The following is a 23,497-nucleotide window of genomic DNA, read 5'->3' as shown; positions in this document are numbered from 1 at the left end:
CACGAGCGGGGCGCGTCATGAGCGGGGCGCGCCGAACCAGCGCTCCAGCGCCGAGCGGAGCGGCGTCGTACCGTCGTCGGCCCAGGCGACGTGGCCGTCGGGACGGAGCAGCACCCCGCGGAGCGCCGTGTCACCGGACCCGTACGGGGACCCGGACCCCTCCGGCAGTGCGGCCGCCACCACGCGGACCCGGTCCGCCCAGCCGGCGACCGGCTCGGACGACGGGCCGGCGGAGAAGTCGAGCAGCACCCCGAGGCCGGTGCGGAGCAGCTCGGCGGGGCGGACGGGCCCCGTCCCGGTGAGCAGCTCCCGCTGCGGCACCCGACGGCCGACGAGCGGAGCGGCGTCCTTCCCGTAGGGGTAGCGGACGTCCAGGCCGCTGATCATGCCGGCCAGGTGCCCCACCACCTCGTCGTGGCCGAGCAGCTCGGCCACGACCGCGCGCATCGGCTCCACCTCCGCACCGCCCAGCAGCAGGACGGCCTGCGCCTCGATGCCGGCGAGCACGCGGCGGGCCACGGCGTGCCGTTCCTCGTGGTACGTGTCGAGGAGGCCGGCCGGCGCATGGCCGCGGACCCGGGCCGCCAGCTTCCAGCCCAGGTTCACGGCCTCCTGGAGCCCCAGGTTGAGGGCCTGCCCGCCGACCGGCAGCTGCGCGTGGGCGGCGTCCCCGGCGAGGAGGACCCGGCCCTTCCGGTACGTGTCGGCCAGCCTGCGGGCGTTCCCGAAGGCGTTCACCCAGATCGGCTCGCCGGCGCCGATGTCCTCGCCCGTGACCCTCGCCCAGACGGCGGCGACCTCGGCGAACTCCGGCTCGCCGGCCCGTGGGACGGCGGCCCTGCCGAACTCGTGCACCATCACCCGGGTGATCCCGTCGGGCCGCCGGTGGGCGATGGCCAGACCGTGCTCGTGGCGCTCGAACCGCCGGTCGGGCACGTCGATGCCGGCGACGTCCGCGCGGAGCAGCTCCCGGGTCGCGTCCGTGCCGGGGAAGGCGAAGCCCGCCAGGCGGCGCACGGCACCGGCCTCGCCGTCGCAACCGACCAGGTAGGAGGCCCGGAGGCGGACGCGGCCGGCGGGGCCCACCGCCTCGGCCTCGACCTCCGTCGGCGTCTGTCGCAGCCCCACGAGCTCGTGACCGCGCCGTACGACCGCGCCGAGACCGGCGGCCCTGTCGCCGAGCAGCCGCTCGACACGGGCCTGCGACACCTTCCACAGGCCCGGCCAGGGGCTGTCGAGCCCGCCGAAGTCGAGGGGGAGCCCACCGAAGTGCCCCGTCGCCCCGCCGGGCACGGTGCCCAGCGCGTCCAGCAGCCCGCGCTCGTCGAGGACCTCCATGGTGCGGGCGTGCAGGGTCGACGCCCGCGACGCGGTGGTGGGCGCGGACAGCCGTTCCAGGACGGTCACGCGCGCCCCGCCGGCCCGCAGTTCTCCGGCGAGCATCAGGCCGACCGGCCCGGCGCCCACGACGATCACGTCGGTGTCCCGTGCGTGCGTGGCCATGGTCACCGCCGGGGCTTCGTCCGGTTCTCCGCGTACCCCTCCGCATGACTTTCCGCATGCCTCTTCGCGTGGCCGAGCGTCGCCACGCTGTTGGTGCTCAGGGCGTTGCGCACGTACTCCCGGGCGTCCGCGACGGTCGCCCCGGGGCCGAGCACCCGGGCGATGTTGGCGGTGTTCAGGACCACGGTGTGCTGCGAAGAGGCGGCGACGCCCCGCTCGTTCTCCGTGAAGGTCCAGTAGCCGGTGTGGAGCGCCATCAGGGCCGGCAGGGTGATCTGCTTGTACGCGATCCTGTGGTGCGGGAAGGTCACCCGGTACGACTTCGTGGTGTGCGTGGAGCCGTCCCGCGCGCGGGTGTCCATCTCCAGGGTCTGGAGGCCCGGGGTGTCCTCCTCCAGGCGGGCGCTCACCACGTGCGGGAGGCGCTCGGCCCACAGCCCCGCCTCGTTGACGAAGTCGTAGACGTCCTCGGCCCGCCCCTGGATCTGGACGGTGTCCTCGAAGGAGAACGTGATCTCCTCGGAGGCGTGGGCGAGTTCGACGTTCTGTTTCAGGGCGGCGAGCTCGCTGCGGGAGTTCCTGTCGACGGCCTCGTCGATCCACCTCAGGCTCTCGGGGTCGTCGTCGACCGCCCGGTAGTCGTGCAGCAGCCGGACCCGCGACGCCGCGTCGGACAGCGGCTCGACGATCCAGGTGCCGCCCATGGCGGCGACCGGCGGGGCGGAGACCTCCTGCCGGAAGGTGATCCGCAGCTCGCTCGGATCCAGGACGCGGCGCGACGTCCAGGTCTTGGCCTCGCCGTTGGCGGTGGCCCAGATCCGGATGCGCTCCTCGTCCGCACCGCGCTCCACGTGGTCGACGTAGAGGGTGGGCGGGAAGATCCGGGGCCAGTTCTCCACCTCGGCGATCAGGCGGTAGACGGCGGCTGCCGGGGCGTCGATGGTGATCTCGTGCTCGACCAGGCGGTTCGTCATCGGTCCACTTCTCTCGGTCCTTCTCTCGGCTTCTCGGCTCCTCGGCCGACCGTTCTCGGCCCGCCGTGCTCGGTTCTCCTCGTGCCGGCTCAGAAGTTGCCGAGGCCGCCGCAGACGTTCAGCGCCTGTGCGGTGATGGAGGCGGCGGTGTCCGAGGCCAGGTAACCGACGAGACCCGCGACCTCCTCGGGGGTGGAGTAGCGGCCGAGCGGGATCTTCGCCTCGAACTTCTGGAGGATGGCCTCCTCGCTCGTGTCGTAGGCGGCGGCGTAGCCCTGCCGGACGCGCTGCGCCATCGGGGTCTCGACGTAGCCCGGGCAGACGGCGTTCACGGTGATCCCGGTCGGGCCCAGCTCGTTGCCGAGGGCCTTGGTGAAGCCGACGACGCCGTGCTTGGAGGCGGAGTAGGGGGCACCGAGCACCACGCCCTGCTTGCCGGCGGTCGAGGCGATGTTGATGATCCGACCGCGGTCCTTGTGCCGCATGCCGCCGGTGTTGAGCACCTCGCGGGTCATCCGGAACACGCTGTTGAGGTTGGTGTCGACGACGTCGAGCCAGAGCTCGTCGGTGAGGTCGGCGGTGACCCCGCCACCGGACCGTCCCGCGTTGTTGACCAGCACGTCGATCGTGCCGAAGCGGTCGACGGCCTGCTGCACGAAGCGCTGGACGTCCGCCGCGGAGCGGACGTCGCAGGGGGCGCCGTCGACGTCGAGTCCCTCGTCGACGAGCTCTTTGACCGTACGGGTCACACTGTCCTCCGTACGGGCGCAGAGGAACACGCGGTGACCCTGGCGGGCCAGCAGCCTGGCCGTCTCCAGGCCGATGCCGCTGGTGGCGCCGGTGACGACGGCGACCTTCGGTTCCTGCTCCGTCATGCTGACTCCTGACTGGCTCGGTGGGCACGCCGACCGCCGGCCGCGGTACGGCCGTGCGGGGCGTGGGGGAGGGGGCGCCGCGGCGTCCCCGGTGGTCGGGACGGGTGAGCGCGCCGGCGACGGACCGCTCGGGGCCGCGACCGGCCCCGGTGCGGGCGGTCCCGGCCGGGGAGCGCTCACCACGTCCTCACCGTCAGGCGGCGCCGGACGGCACCAGGACGCCGTTGACGGCGTCGATCAGGGCACGCGGCGTCTTCGCCCCGGTCAGCGTGTCGTCGTCCAGCGTCACGCCGAGCTCCCGCTCGATGCGACTGCTGATCTCCAGCATGGCCAGCGACTCGTAGCCGAGCGCCTCGAAGTCGGTGTCGAGGATGTCTCCGTCGAGGTCGACGCTTTCGTCCACGCCGGCGCCCTCGCGCAGGATGCGCTTCAGGTCCTCGACGGTGAACTCGGTTGCAGACATGGATGGCTGTCCTTTCCTCTCGATGGGGAGGTCACTGCGGTGGCGCGTCATGCGGCCCGCACCACCAGCGCGGAGTTGAAGCCGCCCTGGCCGCGGGCGATCACCAGGGCGGAGCGGACCGGCGCCGCGCGCTCCTCGCCGACCACCAGGTCGAGGTCGTACGAGGGGTCGGGACGGACTCCGACGGACGGCGGGATCACCCCGTCGCGCATGGCGAGGAACGCGGCGGCCACGTCCAGCGGCGCCGCGCCCGAGTAGAGGCGTCCGGTCATGGTCTTGGGCGCGGTGACCGGCACGGCCCGCGGCCCGAACACGTCGGAGATCGTCTCGGCCTCGATCCGGTCCAGCTCCGGGATCGCGGCCGCGTCGGCGAACACCACGTCGATCTCCTCCGGGGACGTGCCGGCGTCGGCCAGCGCCAGTTCCACGGCCCTGGTCAGACCGGGGGGCCGGCCGCTGTCCGGTCGGGGGTCCAGGGTGGAGCCGTAGCCGGCGATCTCCCCGTAGACCGTGCGGGCCCCTCGGGCACGGGCGCGCTCCAGGTCCTCGAGGACCAGCAGGGCCCCGCCCTCACCCGGCACGTGGCCCCGGGCGGCGGCGTCGAAGGGCAGATAGGCCCGCTCCGGGTCCTCGCTCGTGCTCAACCGGCCGCCGGCCATCTGGGCGACCCAGCCCCACGGGCAGATCGAGGCGTCGACGGCTCCCGACAGGACGAGCCCGGTGCCCTTGCGGATCTGCCGCCGGGACTGGGCGATCGCGTCGAGACCGCCCGCCTGGTCGCTGACGACCACACCGCTCGGACCGCGCATCCCGTTGCGTATGGAGATCTGACCGCTGTTGACGGCGTAGAACCAGGCGAACGACTGGTACGCGCTCACATGGCGACCGCCCTTGCTCCACAGCGCCTGGAGCTCCCGCTGGCCGAACTCGAAGCCGCCCGAGGAACTGGCCGTGATCACGCCCATGTCGTACTCGGGCAGGGCCCGCGGGTCGACGCCCGCGTCGGCGAGCGCCCAGTCGGCGCTCGCCAGGGCGATCCGGGTCATCCGGTCGGTCTGGGGCAGCAGCCGGCCCGGCAGGTGGTCCTCGGCGACGAAGTCGTCGATCTCCCCGGCGAGCCGGGCCGGGTACTGGGTGGGGTCGAACCGCGAGACGCGGCCGATGCCGCTGATGCCCTTGCGGACCGCCGCCCAGTACGCGTCCACGCCGCAGCCGTTGGGGGCGGCCACGCTGAGACCGGTGACGACGGTCCTGACGGCGTCGCTCATGCCGCGCTCCTCTCGGGACGGGCCAGCACCATGGCGCTCTGGAAGCCGCCGAAGCCGCTGCCCACCGAGAGGACGGCGTCGGTCCGCCAGTCGCGTGCCGTCAACGGCACGTAGTCCAGGTCGCATTCGGGGTCGCGGGTGTGCAGGTTGGCGGTCGGCGGTACGACGCCGTGCTCCATCGCGAGCGCGCTGGCGGCGATCTCGATCGAGCCGATGGCGCCGAGCGAGTGACCGACCATCGACTTGATCGAGCTGACGGGCGTCCGGTAGGCGTGCTCGCCCAGGCTGCGCTTGAAGGCGGCCGTCTCGTGCCGGTCGTTCTGCTTGGTGCCCGAACCGTGCGCGTTGACGTAGTCGATGGCGTCGGGGTTGAGACGGGCCTCGTCCAGGGCGACCCGGATCGCCTCGGCCATCTCCCGTCCGTCGGGGCGCAGGCCCGTCATGTGGAAGGCGTTGCTGCGCGTGGCGTAGCCGGCGACCTCCGCGTAGACGTGCGCGCCGCGGCGCCGGGCGCTGTCCAGTTCCTCCAGGACGAAGACGGCCGATCCCTCGCCCAGGACGAAACCGTTGCGGGTCTGGTCGAAGGGGCGGGAGGCGTGCTCCGGATCGTCGTTGCGCGAGGTGGTCGCCTTGATCGCGTCGAAGCAGGCCACCGTGATCGGGGAGATGGGAGCGTCCGAGGCGCCGGCCACCATGACGTCGGCCGAGCCCTCGCGGATCAGCTCGGCGGCGTAGCCGACCGCGTCGATGCCCGAGGTGCAGCCGGTGGACACCACCGTCGCGGGGCCCTCGGCGCCCACGGCCCAGGCCACCTCGGAGGCGAAGGAGCTGGGCACCAGGTAGTTGTAGAGGTGCGGGACGGTGTAGGTGTGGTCGACGAGGTCCAGGCGTCCGCTGTCGCTGACCGCGCGGTACTCCTGGTCCAGGCCCATGGTGGCGCCGACCGCGCTGCCGATCGTCACGCCGGTGCGGTACGGGTCGAGGGCCGCGAGGTCCAGCCCGCTGTCCGCCACCGCCTCCCGCGCCGTCACCACGGCGAACTGCGCGGCGCGGTCCATCCGCCGGATCTGCTGGACGGTCAGCCCGTGGAGTTCGGCGTCGAAGTCGACCTCCGCGGCGATCTGCGAGCGGAAGGGGCTCGGGTCGAAGAAGCTGATGCGACGGGTGGCGGTGCGGCCGTCGGTCAGCAGGTTCCAGAAGTCCTTGCTGCCCACGCCGCCGGGCGCGGTGACGCCGATGCCGGTGATGACCACCCGCCGGCCGTGCGGCGCGCTCACCGGGCGGACCAGTGGTAGAAGCGCCGCGCCATCGCGTCGGCGGGCGAGCGCCAGGTGGCCGGGTCGTAGGCGGTGATGAACGGCTTCAGGTCCTCGCTGACGCCGACGAACCGGGGGTCGGTCTTCGCCTCCTCGATGCGCTCCCCGCCGTCCTCGCCGTCGAAGTCCTGGAGGTGGAAGTAGAGGCCCCGGTACGAGAAGAGCTGTCGGCGCCTGGTTCCCATCCGGTGGGGCATCTCCGTCTCGTCGAACGCGCCGAAGAGGCTCGCGACCTTCGCGGCCGAGTGGGGGTCCATCCGGGCCACGATCAACGTGCTGTGCATCCGCATCTCCTTGTCGTCGGGCTGGTGAGCCGGGACCGCTTCGGCGACGTGGTCGGCGCGCCGACGGCCGGGTCCCGGGACGTCCTCATGAGACGGACACGCCGAGCGGCGCACCGAGTCGTTTCCATCGGCGCGCCGTGCGAGAAATCAAGTGATGGCACATCGGGCCGGAAGGGGAATTCCCGTGAACGGCCTCCGAATTCCCCGTCCGGCCGATCGGCACAGTGCTGAGGAAGTTAGTGAACAGCTTCTTCGGAAAGGGAGGGGATGTCAACGTCCCTTTCCCAGGGCAGTGACAGGGGCGAGTCAGAGAATGGTCAAATCCTGCTGTCCGGACGGCGCAGTCGCACCTGGTCAGAGTGCGGATCCGAGACGGATTCCGATGCGTCTGCAGATTTTCGGAAGTCGTGCGGGAGGGGGTACGACGACAGTGGGCACGGCCGAGGCCGTGCCCACTGGGTTCTGGTGAGACGATGCGTCAGACGGGGTCGCCCGCGCGCGTTCCGAGGGACCGCAGGACGTCCTCCTCGTGGTAGAAGGTGCGCCCCTTGCCGGTACGGCGCCGCCACCGCTGTTCGCTGGCACGGCGGTACACGCTGCCGGAGGGGACGCCCCAGAGGAGGGAGACGTCCCGGGCGCTCAGCCATCGCACCGCCGGCGCCGCGAGGGCCGGGCCGCTCCGGAGCGCGGAACCGGCGGGCGACTCGGGTCCGGTCGACACCTCGGGTCCGGTCGGCGACCCGGGACCGGCGGGCGACCCGGGGCCGGCCGTCCGTTCCGCACGGTCCGCCGACGCGCTGCGGCCCAGGGCCATCCACTCCCGCGCCGACCAGCGGTGCGAGGGGTCCGCGGCGCAGGTGACCTCGACCGGCGCACCGCCCCGGCCGGTGCGGACCACGGCGGTCAGCCCGCCCTCGCACCCCGCCACCACGCACGTTCCGACGCGCATGCCCCGGCCGGCGGGCGGGTCGATCACGTACCGGGCCCGGCGCACCGCCCTCGCCGCCTCCCGCGACAGCTCACCCGCGGCTTCGTGGGCGGCCAGCCAGCCGGCGTGCCGGACGAGGAACTCGGCCGCGTCGGCCGCGGTGTCCCGGGGAGCGGTGACGCCCCGCTCCTCCACCACCAGCCCGGCCCAGGAACGGAGGACGCCGAGGACCACGGAGCGGGCCTCGGCCGCCGCCGTGTTGAAGGGCAGCCCGGGCGACGAGCCGCCGCCGGACGTACGGTCGCGGGGCCGGTCGGAGCCTCCGAGGAGCAGTCCGCACTCGTGGTGGAGGCGGGGCAGCCTCATCAGGTCGTCGGTCAGGCGGAGGGCGCAGGCCCGGCAGAGCCGGGCACCGGCGGCACGGCCCCGGGGACGCCGTGATTCCGGAATTCCGCCACGGCATGCGATGCCCTCGCATGCCGAAAGGTCCGTCTCCGAGGAGAGTGCTCGTGTGGTTCCGCCGAATTCGCGTGTCATGTCACCCCTGTCTCGAGTGGGGTGAATGTATTTCGCGCGCGCGGCACCGGGCAAGGAAAAGGCCGTTCCCTGTCGATTCCCTGTAGCGGACTTTTCCTTTCTCTGACGCAACGGCTCCTTGTCCGTCGATCGGCTGGAACCGGCCGACAAACGCGGTCCGGCCCGGCGGAGCTCCGCCGGGCCGGACCGGGCACGCCCGCGCACGGCGCGGGAACGCGTCAGACGTTGCGGCGGTACTGGCCGCCCACCTCGAAGAACGCCTCGGTGATCTGCTGGAGGGTGCAGACGCGGGCGGCGTCCATGAGGACGGCGAAGGCGTTCTCGCCGCTGACCGCGGCCTCCTTGAGGGCGGTCAGGGCCGCGTGGGCGTGGTCGTGGTGGCGGGTCTGGAAGTCCTGCACCCGCTCCAGCTGGGACCGCTTCTCGTGCTCGGTGGCGCGGGCGAGTTCGACGGTGACGGGTTCGGCGGTGTCCGCGTGGGGGCTGCGGAAGGTGTTGACGCCGATGATGGGCAGGGTGCCGTCGTGCTTGCGCTGCTCGTAGAGCATCGACTCGTCCTGGATGCGACCGCGCTGGTAACCGGTCTCCATCGCGCCGAGCACGCCGCCGCGCTCGCTGATGCGCTCGAACTCCTGGAGCACGGCCTCCTCGACCAGGTCGGTGAGCTCGTCGATGATGAACGACCCCTGGAGGGGGTTCTCGTTCATCGCCAGGCCCCACTCCCTGTTGATGATCAGCTGGATGGCCAGGGCGCGGCGCACCGATTCCTCGGTGGGGGTGGTGACGGCCTCGTCGTAGGCGTTGGTGTGCAGGCTGTTGCAGTTGTCGTAGATGGCGATGAGCGCCTGGAGGGTGGTGCGGATGTCGTTGAAGTCCATCTCCTGGGCGTGCAGGGAGCGTCCGGAGGTCTGGACGTGGTACTTCAGCTTCTGGGAGCGCTCGTTGGCGCCGTACTTCTCCTTCATCGCCACCGCCCAGACGCGGCGGGCGACGCGACCGAGGACGGAGTACTCGGGGTCCATGCCGTTGGAGAAGAAGAACGACAGGTTCGGGGCGAAGTCGTCGACGTCCATGCCGCGGGCCAGGTAGGTCTCGACGTACGTGAAGCCGTTGGCGAGCGTGAAGGCGAGCTGGCTGATCGGGTTCGCGCCGGCTTCGGCGATGTGGTAGCCGGAGATGGACACCGAGTAGAAGTTGCGGACCTTGTTCGCGATGAACCACTCCTGGATGTCGGCCATCATCCGCAGCGAGAACTCGGTGGAGAACAGGCAGGTGTTCTGGCCCTGGTCCTCCTTGAGGATGTCCGCCTGGACCGTGCCGCGCACGGTGGCGAGCGCGTGGGCGCGCAGCTCGGCGACCTCGTCGGCGGAGGGCTCGCGGCCCTCGGCGGCGCGGAACCGGTCGATCTGCTGGTCGACGGCCGTGTTGAGGAAGAACGCGAGGACCGTCGGGGCCGGGCCGTTGATCGTCATGGACACCGAGGTCGTCGGCGCGATCAGGTCGAAGCCGTCGTAGAGCGCCTTCATGTCGTCGAGGGTCGCGACCGAGACGCCGGAGGTGCCGACCTTGCCGTAGATGTCGGGGCGCTCGCCGGGGTCGCGGCCGTACAGCGTGACCGAGTCGAAGGCGGTGGAGAGCCGGGTGGCCGGCTGGCCCTCGGACAACAGCTTGAACCGCCGGTTGGTACGGAACGGGTCGCCCTCGCCGGCGAACATCCGCGCGGGGTCCTCGCCGTCGCGCTTGAAGGGGAACACCCCCGCGGTGAAGGGGAAGTGACCGGGCAGGTTCTCGCCGCGCCAGAAGCGCACCAGCTCCCCGTGATCGGTGAACCGGGGCAGGGCCACGCGCGGGATCTTGTTGCCGGACAGGGACTCGCGGGTCAGCTTGGTGCGGATCTCCTTGTCCCGGATCCGCACGACCTGCTCGTCGCCGGAGTACGACTCCACGACGGCCGGCCACTTCTCGATCTGGTCCGCCACTTCGTGCGGAAGCCGCTTGCGGGCGTCCGTGAGCAGCGCGTCCACGCCGGCGTCGTCGTACTCGGCCCGGGCGAGCTCGGCCTTGACCGCGTCCAGGCGCTGCACCCGGCGCGCCGCCTCGACGAGGCGCTCGGTCTCCGCGTGGTACGTGCGGACGGTCTCGCTGATCTCGGTGAGGTAGCGGACCCGGTCGGCGGGCACGACCTGCCGGATGCCGGAGGAGTGGCGCACGTCGACCGGCGCCAGGGTCCCCCGGCCGAGGGCGAGCCCCCGCTCGGCGAGGGCGGTCTTGAGGTGCTGGTGGAGCGCGGTGACGCCGTCGTCGTTGAAGGTGGCCGCCGAGGTGCCGTAGACCGGCATGTCCTCGGGCCTCTTGTCGAACGCCTCGCGGTTGCGGACCAGTTGACGGGCGACGTCGCGCAGGGCGTCCTTGGCACCGCGCCGCTCGAACTTGTTGATGGCCACGACGTCGGCGAAGTCGAGCATGTCGATCTTCTCCAGCTGCGAGGCGGCGCCGAACTCCGGCGTCATCACGTACAGCGAGGTGTCGACGAAGGGCACGATCGCCGCGTCGCCCTGGCCGATGCCCGGCGTCTCCACGATCACCAGGTCGAACCCGGCGGCCTTGACGACGTCGATCACATCGGCCAGGTGCTCGGGCAGTTCGTGGCTGCCGCGCGTGGCCAGGCTGCGGAAGAAGATCCGGTCCCCGTCGAGGGAGTTCATCCTGATCCGGTCGCCGAGCAGCGCGCCGCCGCCCCGGCGGCGGGTCGGGTCGACCGCGATCACCGCGATGCGCAGCTTGTCCTGCTGGTCGACGCGGAGCCGGCGGACGAGCTCGTCGGTCAGCGACGACTTGCCGGAGCCACCGGTGCCGGTGATGCCGAGGACGGGCGTGACGCGTGCCGCCGCGGCGGTGCGCAGCCGGTCCAGGAAGTCGGGGGACAGCTTGCCGAGCTCGGCGCCGGTGATGGCGCGGGCGATCGCGAACCGGTCACCCGCGAGGACCGCCGCCGCGTCGGCCGGCCCGCCGTCCCAGAGGTCGAAGTCGCACTGCTCGATCACCGAGTTGATCATCCCGGTGAGGCCCATCCGCTGGCCGTCCTCGGGGGAGAAGATGGTGACCCCGCTGTTGCGGAGCCGGGTGATCTCCTCGGGCACGATGACGCCGCCCCCGCCGCCCACCACACGGATGTGGTCCGCGCCGCGCTCGCGCAGCGACTGGACCAGGTACTCGAAGTACTCCACGTGCCCGCCCTGGTAGGACGAGACCGCGACGCCGTGCACGTCCTCCTCGAGCGCCGCGTCCACCACCTCCTGCACGGACCGGTTGTGCCCGAGGTGGATCACCTCGGCGCCTTGGGACTGGAAGATCCGCCGCATGATGTTGATCGAGGCGTCGTGTCCGTCGAAGAGCGCCGAGGCGGTGACCAGGCGGACGGGGTGCACGGGCCGGTGCAGAGCGGTCATGTGGACCTTCCCGGGGAGGTGAGGGGGACCCCACAGATAGTAGGACGTCCTACTAGTTTTGCAGAAGGAGGGACCCGTGTGACCGGATCCACACCGGCGCGTCGGACCCGTCGGCCGGGCCCCCGCAGATCCCGCCCCCTCCGGACGCCCCGAGAGGGCCTGCCCGGCGCCGTGATCGTCGCTGACCGCGGCGCCGGTCGGTCGGTGCTCGCGGCGTCGGTCAGCCGATGATGGCGACCGGGGCGTCCCAGGCGTTGCGGTCGACGGTGAGGGTGGAGCCGCCGCGGGTCTCCCGGCTGTTCGCCTTGTACTGGTGGCCGCGGCTGTGGTCGGTGTAGAGCTTCGGGTCCCAGGGCCAGTCCCTGGTCGTGGTCTCCTGGCCGTCCCACAGGGCGTACCAGAGGTTGCCCGGCAGGTCCGTGCGGTTCTTCGCGGTGGCGACGGCCTTGGCGCTGGAGCTGCTGAAGCCGTAGAGACCGGCGCGGTAGGTCTTGGCGCGCAGGGTCTTGGTGAAGGACCGCACGTAGGTGAGGGTGGCGTCGTTGCACGCCTTGTCGGCGGTGTCGTACGGCTCCATGTTGAGGTAGACCGGGCTGCCGGGCTTCATGCCGAGCGCCGAGGCCTTGGCGACCGCGTCGTTGGCGTTGCTCGCCCCGACCGAGGCCGCGGTGGCCGCGGTGAACCTCTCCTTGTTCCCGCTCTTCTGGCAGGGCGGCTGGGCGCCGACGTAGAGCGGGATGACCCGCCAGCCGAGCGTGTCGATCGACTTCACCCACGACCTGGTCAGGTTGGGCTGGGCGCAGCCGCGGTTCTTCCCGCCGACGTAGACCGCGACGCCGCCGTAGTACGCGTCCTTCTTCCACGCCTTCATCGCGGTGAGCGAGGGCGCCGTGCACGCGTCGAACGCCCGGCCCGTGTACGTCCGCTGCGCCGGCCACGCCGTGGCCGCCATGGAGGTCTGCGCCGCGACCCCGGCACCCGCCACGACCGCGACGGCCGTCACCGTCAGCGCCGCGTAGCGGCCTTTTCTGGACAGCCGGTGCTTCGCCATTCCCCACCCCATGCAGAATCAGGCTCCGGCCCTCCGGAGCCCGCCCACTCTATCCGGAGGCACCGGGACCGGACGGCCCCGGCCGGTGCCGTGCCGCGCTGCCGCACGAAGCCTTCGCCCCGCTCCACGACGGGTGGCGCACGCCGACGTGGTGTCGGTGTGCGCCGCCCTGGGGAGCCGGGCCGTTCGGTGTGTCCCGGTCACTTGGGATCGCGGTTGAAGACCTTCTTGGTCCAGAGGTGTCCGAGGGCGGCGAGGGCGAGGCACCAGGCCGGGGCGAGCCAGCCGTTGTGGCCGATCTCGGTGCCCAGGAGCAGGCCGCGGAGGGTTTCGACGGCGGGGGTGAAGGGCTGGTACTGGGCGATGGGCTGGAACCAGCCGGGCATCTGCTCGACCGGGACGAAGGTGCTGGAGACGAGCGGGAGGAAGATCAGCGGGAGGGCGTTGTTGCTGGCGGCCTCGGCGTTCGGGCTGACCATGCCCATCCCGACCGCGATCCAGGTCAGGGCCAGGGCGAACAGGACCAGCAGGCCCAGGGCCGCGAGCCATTCCAGGGCGGTGGCGTTCGTGGAGCGGAAACCGATCGCGACCCCGACCGCGCCGACCAGGAGCACGCTGATCACGGACTGCAGGACGCTGCCGATGACGTGGCCGGTGATGACCGAGCCGCGGTGGATGGCCATGGTGCGCAGCCGGGCGATGATGCCCTCGCTCATGTCGTTGGAGACGGAGACGGCGGTGCCGATGGTGGTGGAGCCGATGGTCATCAGCAGCAGGCCGGGGACGAGGTAGGCGAGGTAGTCGGAGCGGTCGCCGCCGCCCAGGCCCGCGCTCATCGTGTCGCCGAAGATGTAGACGAACAACAGCAGGAGCATGACCGGGGTGAGCAGCAGGTTCAGGGTCAGGGAGGGGTAGCGGCGGGCGTGCAGCAGGTTGCGGCGCAGCATCGTGGTGGTGTCACGGGCGGCCAGGGGCAGGGTGCTCATCGGGCGGACTCCTTCGGCTGGGCGGGAACGGCGGCGGGGGCGGTGAGGGCGAAGAAGACGTCGTCCAGGTCGGGCGTGTGCACGGTCAGTTCGTCCGCCTCGACGCCCGTGGAGTCCAGCCGGTCGAGGACGGAACGCAGTGCGCGCTGGCTTCCGTCGCCGGCCAGGTGCAGGGCCAGGGCCTCGTCGTCGCGTGCCGCGTCGGTCAGGGCGGTGGCCGCGGCGCGGTAGGCGGCGGGGTCGGTGAAGCGCAGCCGGACGTGTCCGCCGGGGATCAGGCGCTTGAGTTCCTCGGCCGTGCCCTCGGCGGCGATCTTTCCGTCGTTCAGGACGGCGATGCGGTCGGCGAGCTGGTCGGCCTCCTCCAGGTACTGGGTGGTGAGGAAGACGGTGACCCCGCCGGTGACCAGTTCGCGGATGATGCCCCACATGGTGTGCCGGGAGCGCGGGTCCAGGCCGGTGGTCGGCTCGTCCAGGAAGATGATCCTGGGACTGCCGACCAGGGTCATCGCGATGTCCAGGCGGCGCTTCATGCCGCCCGAGTAGGTGGAGGCCGGCTTCTTCGCCGCTTCCTTCAGGTCGAAGCGCTCCAGCAGTTCGGCCGCCACCCGCCGGCCCTCCCGCTTCGGCAGGTGGTGCAGGTCCGCCATCAGGAGCATGTTCTCCTCGCCCGTGATCAGGCCGTCCACGGCGGAGAACTGCCCCGTCACCCCGATCGCGGCCCGCACCGCCTGCGCCTCGGTGGTGAGGTCGTGGCCGCCGACGCGCACCTGTCCGCCGTCGGCCGTGATCAGGGTGGACAGGATCTTCACCGCCGTCGTCTTGCCCGCCCCGTTCGGGCCCAGCAGGGCGAAGACCGAACCCGCCGGGACGTGCAGGTCGATGCCGTCGAGGACGGTCTTGTCACCGTAGGACTTGCGCAGACCGCTCACCGCGATCGCCGGGTTGGTCATGGGCATGACAGAAGAAGGCATGGGGCCCTCCGATCGAAGGGTGGAGAGGGGAAGAAGAGAAGAGAGGAAGGGGGAAGGGGAAGGGGGAAGGAGAGGAGAAGAAGGAGGTGCGTGACCGGGCGCGGAGGTGGCGCTCAGGCCTTGGCCCGGCGGATGTCGATGTTGCCGTGGCGGGTGCGGGCGCGGACCTCGACGGTGTCCTCCGCCTTCCCCGGGGTCTCGGACGCGGTGAGCCCGTTGCGCACCTGGCCGGAGGTCGAGTGGGCGTCGAGCCAGGCCGCCACGCCCTCGCGGATGCCGACCTCGATGGCGCCGTACGAGGTTTCCAGCTGGACGGTGCCGCTCGCCACCTCGCCGACGCGCAGGGTGCCGTGGGCGGTGGTGGCGGAGACCGAGGCCTCGGCGCGGCCGATCTCGATGTCGCCGTTGGCGCCGCTCACCCGCAGGTCGCCGGTCGCGGCACCGATGGTCGTGGTGCCGTGCGAGTTCTTCAGGACGGCGGCGCCGTCGACGAGGCCGACGCGCAGGCTGCCCGAGCTCGTGGTGATCTCGGCCTTGCCCTCGACCCGGTCCACGGTGATCGAGCCGTGCGACGCGATCAGGTGCAGCGGCCCGGTGGTGTCGAAGCGGGCGTCACCCGACGAGGTCTTCACGCGGACCTCGCCGAGCCGGCCCTCGCCGAGCACCTGGGTCCAGGCGCCGGTCATGTCGATCCGCGAGCCGGCGGGCAGTTCGACCGTGACGTCGACGACGCCGGTGCGGCCGAACATGCTGGACTTCGGCGTCCTGACGGTCAGCGCGCCGCTCGCGTACGTGACCTCCGTCTGGTCCGCGGCCCGCGCGTCCAGGTCCTTCTTCGGGTTGCGCGCCCGCACCTCGACGACGGTGTCGGTGCGGTCGCCCGCGATGAACTGGATGGAACCGGCCTCCACGCGCGCCGTGGCCGAGATCGGTTCGGGGGTGTCGAAAGAAGGCATGGCTGTCCCGTCCTCTTGAGTCTTCAGATCGTCCCCGCAGGTGGGACGTGGTGTGGGTGAGGTGGTGCGGGTGGAGCGGTGGGGCCCGGGGCGCGGCTAGCGCACCCAGCCGGTGATGCTCTGTCCGACGCTCTGGGGCTTCTCCGGCGCACGCGGCCGGGTGCCGCCGCCGACCGCGGCCGAAACGGCCCGTACCAGCCAGGCGTTGACCGACAGGCCCTCGCGTGCCGCCGCCTCCTCGGCGCGGGTCTTGAGGTGGGCCGGCAGGCGCAGGTTGACGCGGGCGGTGCCCCCCTCGTCGCCCTCGGCGGGAGCCGGGGCCGGGAGCGGTTCGGTGGCGGTGTCCGGTTCCGCGGGGGCGCCGCCGACGAGCGGGAGCGTCACCACGAAGTCGGGGTCGAGGCCCCGGAGCCGTACGTCGACCGAACCGGGTGCGAGTTCACGGGTGATCTCGTCCGTCGCGGCGGAGAGCGCGTTGAGCAGGGTCAGCCGAACCGCCGACTCCAGGGGAGTGGTGAGCCGCTCGGCCAGTTCGCGCGCCTCCTCGCCGCCGGCTTCGGCAGCCACCGCGAGCTCGCGGCGGAGGTTCTCGACATACGGGGTGAGGTCCATGACGTCATCATGGCACCACTCTGGCGCCATGCGCAAGTGCCTCAAGGGGGTCAGGGGAATCTTCTCCCTGTACACCGGTTCTGACCTGCGGAAACTTCGTGACGTCTCGTGAGGCGATGATGGCGCCAGGTGGGTGCGACCGCGATGGGGGGTGTCGAGTGGCGCCATGTGGCGCCACATGACGCCATGTGGCGCCGCATGGCGCCATGTGGTGGTGCACGGTGCCATGTGGTGGTGCACGGTGCCATGGGGCGGGCTCGGGGGCGGAGCACGAAAGAGGCCGGCCCGGGTGGCGTGGAAGCCACCCGGGCCGGCCCCGGGGTCGCGCCGAGAATCGGCGCCGAGGATCAGGCGATGTCGAACCGGTCCAGGTTCATCACCTTGTCCCACGCCGACACGAAGTCCTTCACGAACTTCTCCTTCGCGTCGTCGCTCGCGTAGACCTCGGCCAGCGCGCGCAGCTCGCTGTTGGAGCCGAAGACCAGGTCGGCGCGGCTGCCGGTCCACTTGACCGCACCGGTGGCGGTGTCACGGCCCTCGAAGGTGGTCTGGTCCTCGGAGGTGGACTTCCACTCCGTGCCCAGGTCCAGCAGGTTGGCGAAGAAGTCGTTCGTCAGCTTGCCGGGCGTCTCGGTGAGGACGCCGAGCGAGGACTGCGGCTGGGTCACGCCCAGGGCGCGCAGACCGCCGACGAGGACGGTCAGCTCGGGGGCGCTCAGGGTGAGCAGGTTCGCCTTGTCGATGAGCAGGTACTCGGCCGGCAGGCGGTTGCCCTTGCCCAGGTGGTTGCGGAAGCCGTCCGCGGCGGGCTCCAGGGCGGCGAAGGACTCGACGTCCGTCTGCTCCTGGGTGGCGTCCACGCGGCCCGGGGTGAAGGGCACCTCGACGGCGTGACCGGCGTCCGCGGCCGCCTTCTCGACCGCCGCGACGCCCGCGAGGACGACGAGGTCGGCGAGGGAGACCTGCTTCCCGCCGCTCTGGGCGGAGTTGAAGGACTCCTGGACGCCTTCCAGGACGCGCAGCACCTGCGCCAGCTCGTCCGGGTTGTTGACCTCCCAGTTGCGCTGCGGCTCCAGGCGGATGCGACCGCCGTTGGCGCCACCGCGCTTGTCGCTGCCGCGGAAGGAGGAGGCGGCGGCCCAGGCGGCGGAGACCAGCTGCGTGACCGTCAGGTCCGAGCCGAGGATCTTCTCCTTGAGGGAGGCGATGTCCGCGGCGTCGACGAGCTCGCCCGAACGCTCCGGCAGCGGGTCCTGCCAGAGGAGCACCTCGGACGGGACCTCGGAGCCGAGGTAGCGCACGACCGGGCCCATGTCGCGGTGGGTGAGCTTGTACCAGGCGCGGGCGAAGGCGTCCGCGAACTCCTCCGGGTTCTCGTAGAAGCGCCGGGAGATCTGCTCGTAGACCGGGTCGAAGCGCAGCGACAGGTCGGTGGTGAGCATCGTCGGAAGGTGCTTCTTCTCCGGGTCGTACGCGTCCGGAATGATCGCCTCGGCGTTCTTCGCGACCCACTGGTGGGCGCCGGCCGGGCTCTTGGTGAGCTCGTAGTCGTACTCGAAGAGGTTCTTGAAGAACCCGTTGCCCCACTGGGTCGGCGTCGCGGTCCAGGTGACCTCCAGGCCGCTGGTGATCGCGTCGGCGCCCTTGCCGGTGCCGTACGAGCTCTTCCAGCCGAAGCCCTGGGCCTCCAGCGGCGCGGCCTCGGGGTCGGCGCCGACGTGGTCCGCCGGGCCGGCGCCGTGCGTCTTGCCGAAGGTGTGGCCACCGGCGATGAGGGCGACGGTCTCCTCGTCGTTCATCGCCATCCGGCGGAAGGTCTCGCGGATGTCGCGGGCCGCGGCGATCGGGTCCGGATTGGCGTTGGGGCCCTCCGGGTTGACGTAGATGAGACCCATCTGCACCGCGCCGAGCGGGTTCTCCAGCTCGCGGTCGCCGGTGTAGCGCTCGTCGCCGAGCCAGGTGGTCTCCGGGCCCCAGTAGACGTCCTCGTCGGGCTCCCACACGTCCGCGCGGCCGCCGGCGAAGCCGAAGGTCTCGAAGCCCATCGACTCCAGGGCGACGTTGCCCGCGAGGATCATGAGGTCGGCCCAGGAGAGGCTCTGGCCGTACTTCTTCTTCACCGGCCACAGCAAGCGGCGCGCCTTGTCCAGGTTGCCGTTGTCCGGCCAGCTGTTCAGCGGCGCGAAGCGCTGCTGGCCGGCGCCGGCGCCGCCCCGGCCGTCGCTGATGCGGTAGGTGCCGGCGCTGTGCCAGGCCATGCGGACCATGAACGGGCCGTAGTGGCCGAAGTCCGCGGGCCACCAGTCCTGCGAGGTGGTCAGGACCTCGGCGATGTCCTGCTTCACGGCCGGCAGGTCGAGGCCCTGGAAGGCCTGCGCGTAGTCGAAGTCCTCACCGAGCGGGTTGGCCACGGCGGGGTTCTTGGCGAGGATCTTCAGGTTCAGCCGGTTCGGCCACCACTGGCTGTTGCCGCCGCCCTGGGTGGGGTGGGCGGCACGCCCGTGCGCGACGGGGCAGCCGCCTGCGCCCTCCGCCTTCGGGTCGGTGACGATCGCGTCGTGGTTCTCAGACATGGAAATCCTTCCGGACATGGCGGATCACTGTGCTCAGGAAGTGCGTTTCGGCGGACGGGCCTGGCGCGGGTGTCACGTGTGCTTCTCCCGCCGTGCTGGAGTCTTCCTGTCCCTTGGCCATTTACGAAACCGATCCTACGATGGACCTTGTCCAAGTCAAGAAGAAACCCAAGTTTGCCGATGCCGCCGAGGTGAGAGATGAGTGACCTGCTGGAGCGCCTACGCGCTCGGGGCTGGCGGATGACGTCCCAGCGCCGCGTCGTCGCGGAGGTCCTGGCCGGGGAGCACGTGCACCTCACGGCGGACGAGGTCCACGCGCGCGCGGTGGAGCGCCTGCCGGAGATCGCGCGGGCGACGGTCTACAACACCCTCGGCGAACTGGTCGCCCTCGGGGAGGTCGTGGAGCTCTCCGTGGACGGGCGGGCCAAGCGCTACGACCCGAACGCGCACCACGCGCACCAACACCTGGTCTGCTCGAACTGCGGGCTCATCCGCGACGTCCGCCCCTCGGGGGACCCGCTCGCGGTCCTTCCGTCGGCGGAGCGGTTCGGCTTCGCGGTGTCGAAGGCGGACGTGGTCTACCGGGGGCTCTGTCCGGGCTGCGCCTGAGCGGCGGTGAACGCGAAGGAGCCCTCCGCCGACCGGTGTCGGTGGAGGGCTCCTTCGCGCCCCGCGCCGGCGAGGACCGCCGGGGGCCGCCGAGGACTACTTCAGGGCGGCGAGCGCCTCGTCGTAGCTCGGCTCGTCGGCGATCTCGCCCACGAGCTGCGCGTGCAGCACCGTGTCGTTCTCGTCGAGGACGACGACGGCGCGGGCCGTCAGACCGGCGAGCGGCCCGTCCGCGATCTCCACGCCGTAGTTGGTGTGGAACTCGCGGCCGCGGAGCGTCGAGAGGCTCTTGACGTTCTCCAGGCCCTCGGCGCCGCAGAAGCGGGCCTGGGCGAAGGGCAGGTCGGCGGAGATGCAGAGGACGACCGTGTTGTCCAGCTGCCCGGCCTTCTCGTTGAAGGCGCGGACGGAGGAGGCGCACGTCGGCGTGTCGACGCTCGGGAAGATGTTGAGGACCTTGCGCAGACCGGCGTAGTCCTTGAGGGACTTGTCCGCCAGCCCCTCGGCGACGAGCGTGAAGTCGGGGGCTTGGCTGCCGGGGGCCGGCAGAGCGCCGTTGACCTGTACGGGGCTGCCCTTCAGCGTGACCTGGGCCATGGGATCTCCTTCAGACGTACGAGTGGCAACGGGTGAATCGTACGGAAGGCGGGCCCGTCCCGACGACACGGGCCGCCGAGGCCTTTCCCGGACCGTTCGCACGCCTGAACGGCAAGCCGCCCCCGGTGAGGGTCGTCGACCGTCCGGCCGTCCTCGTCGCCACCCCCGGGCCCGGCCGCGCCGGAGCCGCGCCGGGCCCGTCGACGAAGTCGGCTCCGACGTGCCGCGCGGTCACCCGGGGTACGCGATGGCGAACGCGGGAAGCCCGCCGAAACGGCCCGGCCCGCGGGCGCGAACAGCCTCTTCGTCGCCTGGGTGATCCCCACCCGCGCGGGCAACTCCCGCTGCTGCGAAGGGAGTCGGAAGGGACGTCACACCTCTTGACGGCCACTTCCTTCACTCCTTAAATCATGGGTGCGGTGAAGTGGACCCCCGCCGCACCCCCCACAGCCGACGGAAGAGAGCCCCATGACCTCCTCCCGCTCACGAACGCGCTCACGACTGCGCCCCCTGTCCTCCGCCGTGACGGCCCTCGCGCTCGCCCTGGCCGTCGCGGCGCTCGGCCCGGCCACGGAACCGCGCGAGGCGCTCCGGCCCGTGGCCGGGACGGCCGCCGTCACCTTCTCCGACGACTTCGACGGTCCCGCCGGCTCCGCCGTCGACGGCGCTCGGTGGCAGATCGAGACCGGCGACAACGTCAACAACCACGAGCGCCAGTACTACACGGCCGGCAACGCCAACGCCGCGCTCGACGGGCAGGGTCACCTGGTCATCACCGCCCGCAAGGAGAACCCGGGCAACTACCCGTGCTGGTACGGGCGCTGCGAGTACACCTCCGCGCGGCTCAACACCGCCGGGAGGTTCACCACGCGGTACGGTCACGTCGAAGCCCGCATGAAGGTGCCGCGCGGCCAGGGCATGTGGCCCGCCTTCTGGATGCTCGGCAACGACATCGGCCAGGTCGGCTGGCCGAACTCGGGGGAGATCGACGTCATGGAGAACGTCGGCTTCGAACCGTCCACCGTGCACGGCACCCTGCACGGCCCCGGCTACTCCGGCTCCGGCGGCATCGGCGCCCCCTACACCCTGCCCGGCGGACAGGCCTTCGCCGACGCCTTCCACACCTTCGCCGTGGACTGGTCGCCCGGCCTGATCAGCTGGTCCGTGGACGGGACGGTCTACCAGACCCGCACGCCCGCCGACCTCGGCGGCCGGACCTGGGTCTTCGACAAGCCCTTCTTCCTCATCCTCAACCTGGCCGTCGGCGGCTACTGGCCCGGCGACCCGGACGCGTCCACCACCTTCCCGAAGCAGCTCGTCGTCGACCACGTCCGCGTCACCACCGCCGACGCCCCCGCCACCGGCGGGCCGATCACGGGCCTCGGCGGCAAGTGCGTCGACGTGGCCGGCGCGAACACCGCGAACGGCACCCCCGTCCAGCTCTACGACTGCAACGGGACCGCCGCCCAGCAGTGGACCCTCGCGGCCGACGGGACCGTCCGCGCGCTCGGCAAGTGCCTCGACGTCGCCTCCGCCGGCACGGCCGACGGCACCCCCGTCCAACTGTGGGAGTGCAACGGCACGGGAGCCCAGCGCTGGACCGCCAACGCGGCCGGGGACGTGGTGAACCCGCAGTCCGGCAAGTGCCTGGACGCCACCGGGAACAGCTCCGCCAACGGCACCAGGCTCCAGATCTGGACCTGCTCCGGCGGCGCCAACCAGAAGTGGAAGGTGACCCGTTGAGCGCGTGAGGGCCGGGGGCCGCGTCCGCCCCTCGTCCGCTGGGCGTTCGTCGCGTACACCGCCCTGACCGCCCTCGACCTGCTGCTCCGCCCCGGCTTGCTCCGCGCCGCGACCCGGCCGGGCGCGGAACCGGCGCGGCCCCCGCGGCCGCTGCCGGCCGGCGCCGGCGCCCCGGTCGGCGCGGTCGCCGCCTTCCTCGGCGTCGGCGGCAGCGTGATGACCGTCCCCGCGATGCGCCGGGCCGGTCACCCCTGCGGGTCGCGACCGCGCTGGCCGACCCGCTCACCCTCGCCGTGGCGCTCCCGGCCGTCGGGGTCTCCCCGCCCCCGGCCGTCCCCGCCCCCGGCCGCCCCCGGCCTGGTCGGCCTGGTCGATCCGTACGCGGCGGGGGCACTGCTCCTGGGAGCCCTGCCGGTCATCACCGTCCTCCTCCGCCGCCGCCGCCCGTCCCGGATCCCGGACCGGGTCCACGCGTGCGCGTACCTCGCGCTGCTCGGCCCGGTGGCCCTCGCGATGCTGCTCACCGGCGGCTGAATCCGCCACCCCGGCACAAGGGCGACGGGGTCGCGGGTCCGGCGGTGGCGCACCCCGCCGTGCGTCCGAACTCGCCGGACGGCCGAATGCCGCGCCCGGGTCGGGCGAATCCGGGGCCCCGGGGGTGGTGCCGCGAGCCGGCGGTGGTAGGTCGATGGCCATGCAGCCAGGCACACCCCCGACGGTCTCCCCCTTCCTCCGTACGGCCGCCGCCTACGCGTGGCGGCTGCTCGCCGTCGGCCTCCTCGTCTACGGCCTGTTCGCGGTGCTCGGGCGCTTCCACGAGATCGGCGTGGCCGTCTTCCTGGGCCTGGTGATCACCGCGCTGCTCCGGCCCGTCGCCGACCGGGTCGCCCGGCTGATGCCCCGCCCGCTGGCCGTCGCCCTCACCCTGATCGGCAGCATCGTGCTCGTCCTCGGGGTGCTCGCGCTGGTCGGCGAGGCGGTCGCGGGGGAGCGGACGACGCTCGTGCGCGAGTTCCGGACGGGCGTCGGGCGGATCGAGCACTGGCTGGAACGGCCGCCGTTCCGCCTCGACCCCGGCACGCTCTCCAGCGTGCAGTCCAAGATCGGGGACTACCTCTCCAGCCACCGGTCCACCCTGCTCAGCACGGCGGTGAGCGGAGCCGGTCACGTCGTCGCCGTCTTCGCCACGCTGGCCCTCGGCCTGTTCTCCTCGGTGTTCTTCATCCACTCGGGGGACCGGCACTGGGCCTGGTTCCAGGAGCAGCTGCCGAGGTCGGTGCGCGGCCGGGTGGGCATCGGCGGGCGCGCGGCCTGGCGCACCTTCACCGGCTACACGCACGGCATCGTCCTGGTGGCCGGCACGAACGCCGTGCTCGTCGGCATCGCCCTCTGGGCCCTCGGGGTCCCGCTGGCGGTGCCCCTCGCCCTCCTGGAGTTCTCCGCCGCCTTCGTCCCGCTCATCGGCTCGCCGATCGCCCTCGCGATCGCCGCCGTCGTGGCGCTCGCCTCGAAGGGTCCGCTGGTGGCGGGCATCGTCATCGCGCTGATCGTGATCATCGGTCAGATCGAGGGGCACCTGCTCCATCCGCTGGTCATGAGCTGGGCGGTGCGGCTCCACCCGCTGGTGGTGGCCGTCTCGGTCGTCGCGGGCTCGATCGCCGCGGGGGTCGTGGGCGCGGTGGTGGCGGTGCCGCTGGTGTCGGTGGTGTGGTCGGTCCACACGGCCCTCCGGACGGCGCGCACCTGAGTCCGCCCGTGCGGGGGGTCTTGCGCCGGAGGTGCGGCCTCTCTACTCTCCC

The 23,497-nt window shown here is 72.1% G+C and carries 20 protein-coding genes; 4 read left to right on the top strand and 16 right to left on the bottom strand.

The genetic code is table 11. The annotated features are described in order from the left end of the window. Positions 1 to 15 precede the first annotated feature (15 nt). From ACZ66Z_RS04495 to katG, 15 genes are all read right to left on the bottom strand, one after another. On the bottom strand, positions 16 to 1,503 hold the full coding sequence (locus ACZ66Z_RS04495) for an FAD-dependent monooxygenase (protein ID WP_469932499.1): 1,488 nt from the start codon (positions 1,501 to 1,503) through the stop codon (positions 16 to 18). Positions 1,504 to 1,505: 2 nt separating this feature from the next. Beyond that, on the bottom strand, positions 1,506 to 2,477 hold the full coding sequence (locus tag ACZ66Z_RS04490; protein WP_469932498.1) for an aromatase/cyclase: 972 nt from the start codon (positions 2,475 to 2,477) through the stop codon (positions 1,506 to 1,508). An 89-nt stretch (positions 2,478 to 2,566) separates the two neighbouring features. Beyond that, a complete protein-coding gene (gene fabG / locus ACZ66Z_RS04485) occupies positions 2,567 to 3,352 on the bottom strand; it encodes a 3-oxoacyl-ACP reductase FabG (RefSeq protein WP_469932497.1) in 786 nt (261 codons plus the stop codon). A 193-nt stretch (positions 3,353 to 3,545) separates the two neighbouring features. Beyond that, positions 3,546 to 3,815 (bottom strand): acyl carrier protein, encoded by a 270-nt coding sequence (locus tag ACZ66Z_RS04480; protein WP_469932496.1) that lies wholly within the window; start codon positions 3,813 to 3,815, stop codon positions 3,546 to 3,548. Positions 3,816 to 3,862: 47 nt separating this feature from the next. Then, positions 3,863 to 5,083 carry a ketosynthase chain-length factor gene (locus tag ACZ66Z_RS04475; RefSeq protein WP_469932495.1) on the bottom strand — a complete coding sequence of 407 codons (1,221 nt, stop codon included), beginning with the start codon at positions 5,081 to 5,083 and terminating at the stop codon, positions 3,863 to 3,865. Beyond that, complete coding sequence (locus tag ACZ66Z_RS04470) at positions 5,080 to 6,360, bottom strand: beta-ketoacyl-[acyl-carrier-protein] synthase family protein (protein WP_469932494.1); 1,281 nt, start codon at positions 6,358 to 6,360, stop codon at positions 5,080 to 5,082. Before ACZ66Z_RS04470 ends, ACZ66Z_RS04475 begins: the two co-directional genes overlap by 4 nt. After that, positions 6,357 to 6,683 carry a TcmI family type II polyketide cyclase gene (locus ACZ66Z_RS04465; protein ID WP_469932493.1) on the bottom strand — a complete coding sequence of 109 codons (327 nt, stop codon included), beginning with the start codon at positions 6,681 to 6,683 and terminating at the stop codon, positions 6,357 to 6,359. Before ACZ66Z_RS04465 ends, ACZ66Z_RS04470 begins: the two co-directional genes overlap by 4 nt. Before the next feature lie 478 nt (positions 6,684 to 7,161). Further along, positions 7,162 to 7,977 carry a hypothetical protein gene (locus tag ACZ66Z_RS04460; protein ID WP_469932492.1) on the bottom strand — a complete coding sequence of 272 codons (816 nt, stop codon included), beginning with the start codon at positions 7,975 to 7,977 and terminating at the stop codon, positions 7,162 to 7,164. Positions 7,978 to 8,366: 389 nt separating this feature from the next. After that, positions 8,367 to 11,597: a fused isobutyryl-CoA mutase/GTPase IcmF gene (icmF, locus tag ACZ66Z_RS04455; RefSeq protein WP_469932491.1), complete on the bottom strand. Its 3,231-nt coding sequence runs from the start codon at positions 11,595 to 11,597 to the stop codon at positions 8,367 to 8,369. A gap of 220 nt (positions 11,598 to 11,817) precedes the next feature. Beyond that, entirely contained in the window at positions 11,818 to 12,648 is an 831-nt protein-coding gene (locus tag ACZ66Z_RS04450) for a glycoside hydrolase domain-containing protein (protein ID WP_469932490.1), read from the bottom strand. 200 nt (positions 12,649 to 12,848) lie between these two features. Further along, the gene (locus ACZ66Z_RS04445) at positions 12,849 to 13,634 is read right to left on the bottom strand and encodes an ABC transporter permease (RefSeq protein WP_469932489.1); all 786 of its coding nucleotides are present in this window, start codon (positions 13,632 to 13,634) and stop codon (positions 12,849 to 12,851) included. Then, the gene (locus ACZ66Z_RS04440) at positions 13,631 to 14,608 is read right to left on the bottom strand and encodes an ATP-binding cassette domain-containing protein (RefSeq protein ID WP_469932488.1); all 978 of its coding nucleotides are present in this window, start codon (positions 14,606 to 14,608) and stop codon (positions 13,631 to 13,633) included. The genes ACZ66Z_RS04445 and ACZ66Z_RS04440 overlap by 4 nt, the downstream gene beginning before the upstream one ends. Before the next feature lie 113 nt (positions 14,609 to 14,721). After that, positions 14,722 to 15,564: a DUF4097 family beta strand repeat-containing protein gene (locus tag ACZ66Z_RS04435; protein ID WP_469932487.1), complete on the bottom strand. Its 843-nt coding sequence runs from the start codon at positions 15,562 to 15,564 to the stop codon at positions 14,722 to 14,724. A gap of 96 nt (positions 15,565 to 15,660) precedes the next feature. Then, positions 15,661 to 16,176 carry a toxin-antitoxin system HicB family antitoxin gene (locus tag ACZ66Z_RS04430; protein ID WP_469932486.1) on the bottom strand — a complete coding sequence of 172 codons (516 nt, stop codon included), beginning with the start codon at positions 16,174 to 16,176 and terminating at the stop codon, positions 15,661 to 15,663. A gap of 347 nt (positions 16,177 to 16,523) precedes the next feature. Then, the gene (gene katG / locus ACZ66Z_RS04425; RefSeq protein ID WP_469932485.1) at positions 16,524 to 18,749 is read right to left on the bottom strand and encodes a catalase/peroxidase HPI; all 2,226 of its coding nucleotides are present in this window, start codon (positions 18,747 to 18,749) and stop codon (positions 16,524 to 16,526) included. 198 nt (positions 18,750 to 18,947) lie between these two features. On the opposite strand from katG, the gene ACZ66Z_RS04420 reads away from it, so the two are divergent. Then, on the top strand, positions 18,948 to 19,358 hold the full coding sequence (locus ACZ66Z_RS04420) for a Fur family transcriptional regulator (RefSeq protein ID WP_469932484.1): 411 nt from the start codon (positions 18,948 to 18,950) through the stop codon (positions 19,356 to 19,358). Positions 19,359 to 19,454: 96 nt separating this feature from the next. Here the strand turns inward: ACZ66Z_RS04420 and tpx are convergent, their stop codons facing one another. Further along, complete coding sequence (gene tpx / locus ACZ66Z_RS04415; RefSeq protein WP_469932483.1) at positions 19,455 to 19,955, bottom strand: thiol peroxidase; 501 nt, start codon at positions 19,953 to 19,955, stop codon at positions 19,455 to 19,457. Positions 19,956 to 20,423: 468 nt separating this feature from the next. Here tpx and ACZ66Z_RS04410 point away from each other — a divergent pair, with 468 nt between their 5' ends. The 3 genes from ACZ66Z_RS04410 to ACZ66Z_RS04400 all read left to right on the top strand — a co-directional run bounded on the left by ACZ66Z_RS04410 (position 20,424) and on the right by ACZ66Z_RS04400 (position 23,445). Continuing rightward, positions 20,424 to 21,698, top strand: a complete 1,275-nt coding sequence (locus tag ACZ66Z_RS04410; protein ID WP_469932482.1) for a ricin-type beta-trefoil lectin domain protein — start codon at positions 20,424 to 20,426, stop codon at positions 21,696 to 21,698. Positions 21,699 to 21,794: 96 nt separating this feature from the next. Then, a complete protein-coding gene (locus ACZ66Z_RS04405; RefSeq protein WP_469932481.1) occupies positions 21,795 to 22,232 on the top strand; it encodes a hypothetical protein in 438 nt (145 codons plus the stop codon). 160 nt (positions 22,233 to 22,392) lie between these two features. Further along, positions 22,393 to 23,445 carry an AI-2E family transporter gene (locus ACZ66Z_RS04400; RefSeq protein ID WP_469932733.1) on the top strand — a complete coding sequence of 351 codons (1,053 nt, stop codon included), beginning with the start codon at positions 22,393 to 22,395 and terminating at the stop codon, positions 23,443 to 23,445. Positions 23,446 to 23,497 lie beyond the last annotated feature (52 nt).

It is taken from the genome of Streptomyces sp. NPDC107498 (genome assembly GCF_055582805.1).
This window is presented reverse-complemented; position numbering and strand designations above follow the sequence as displayed.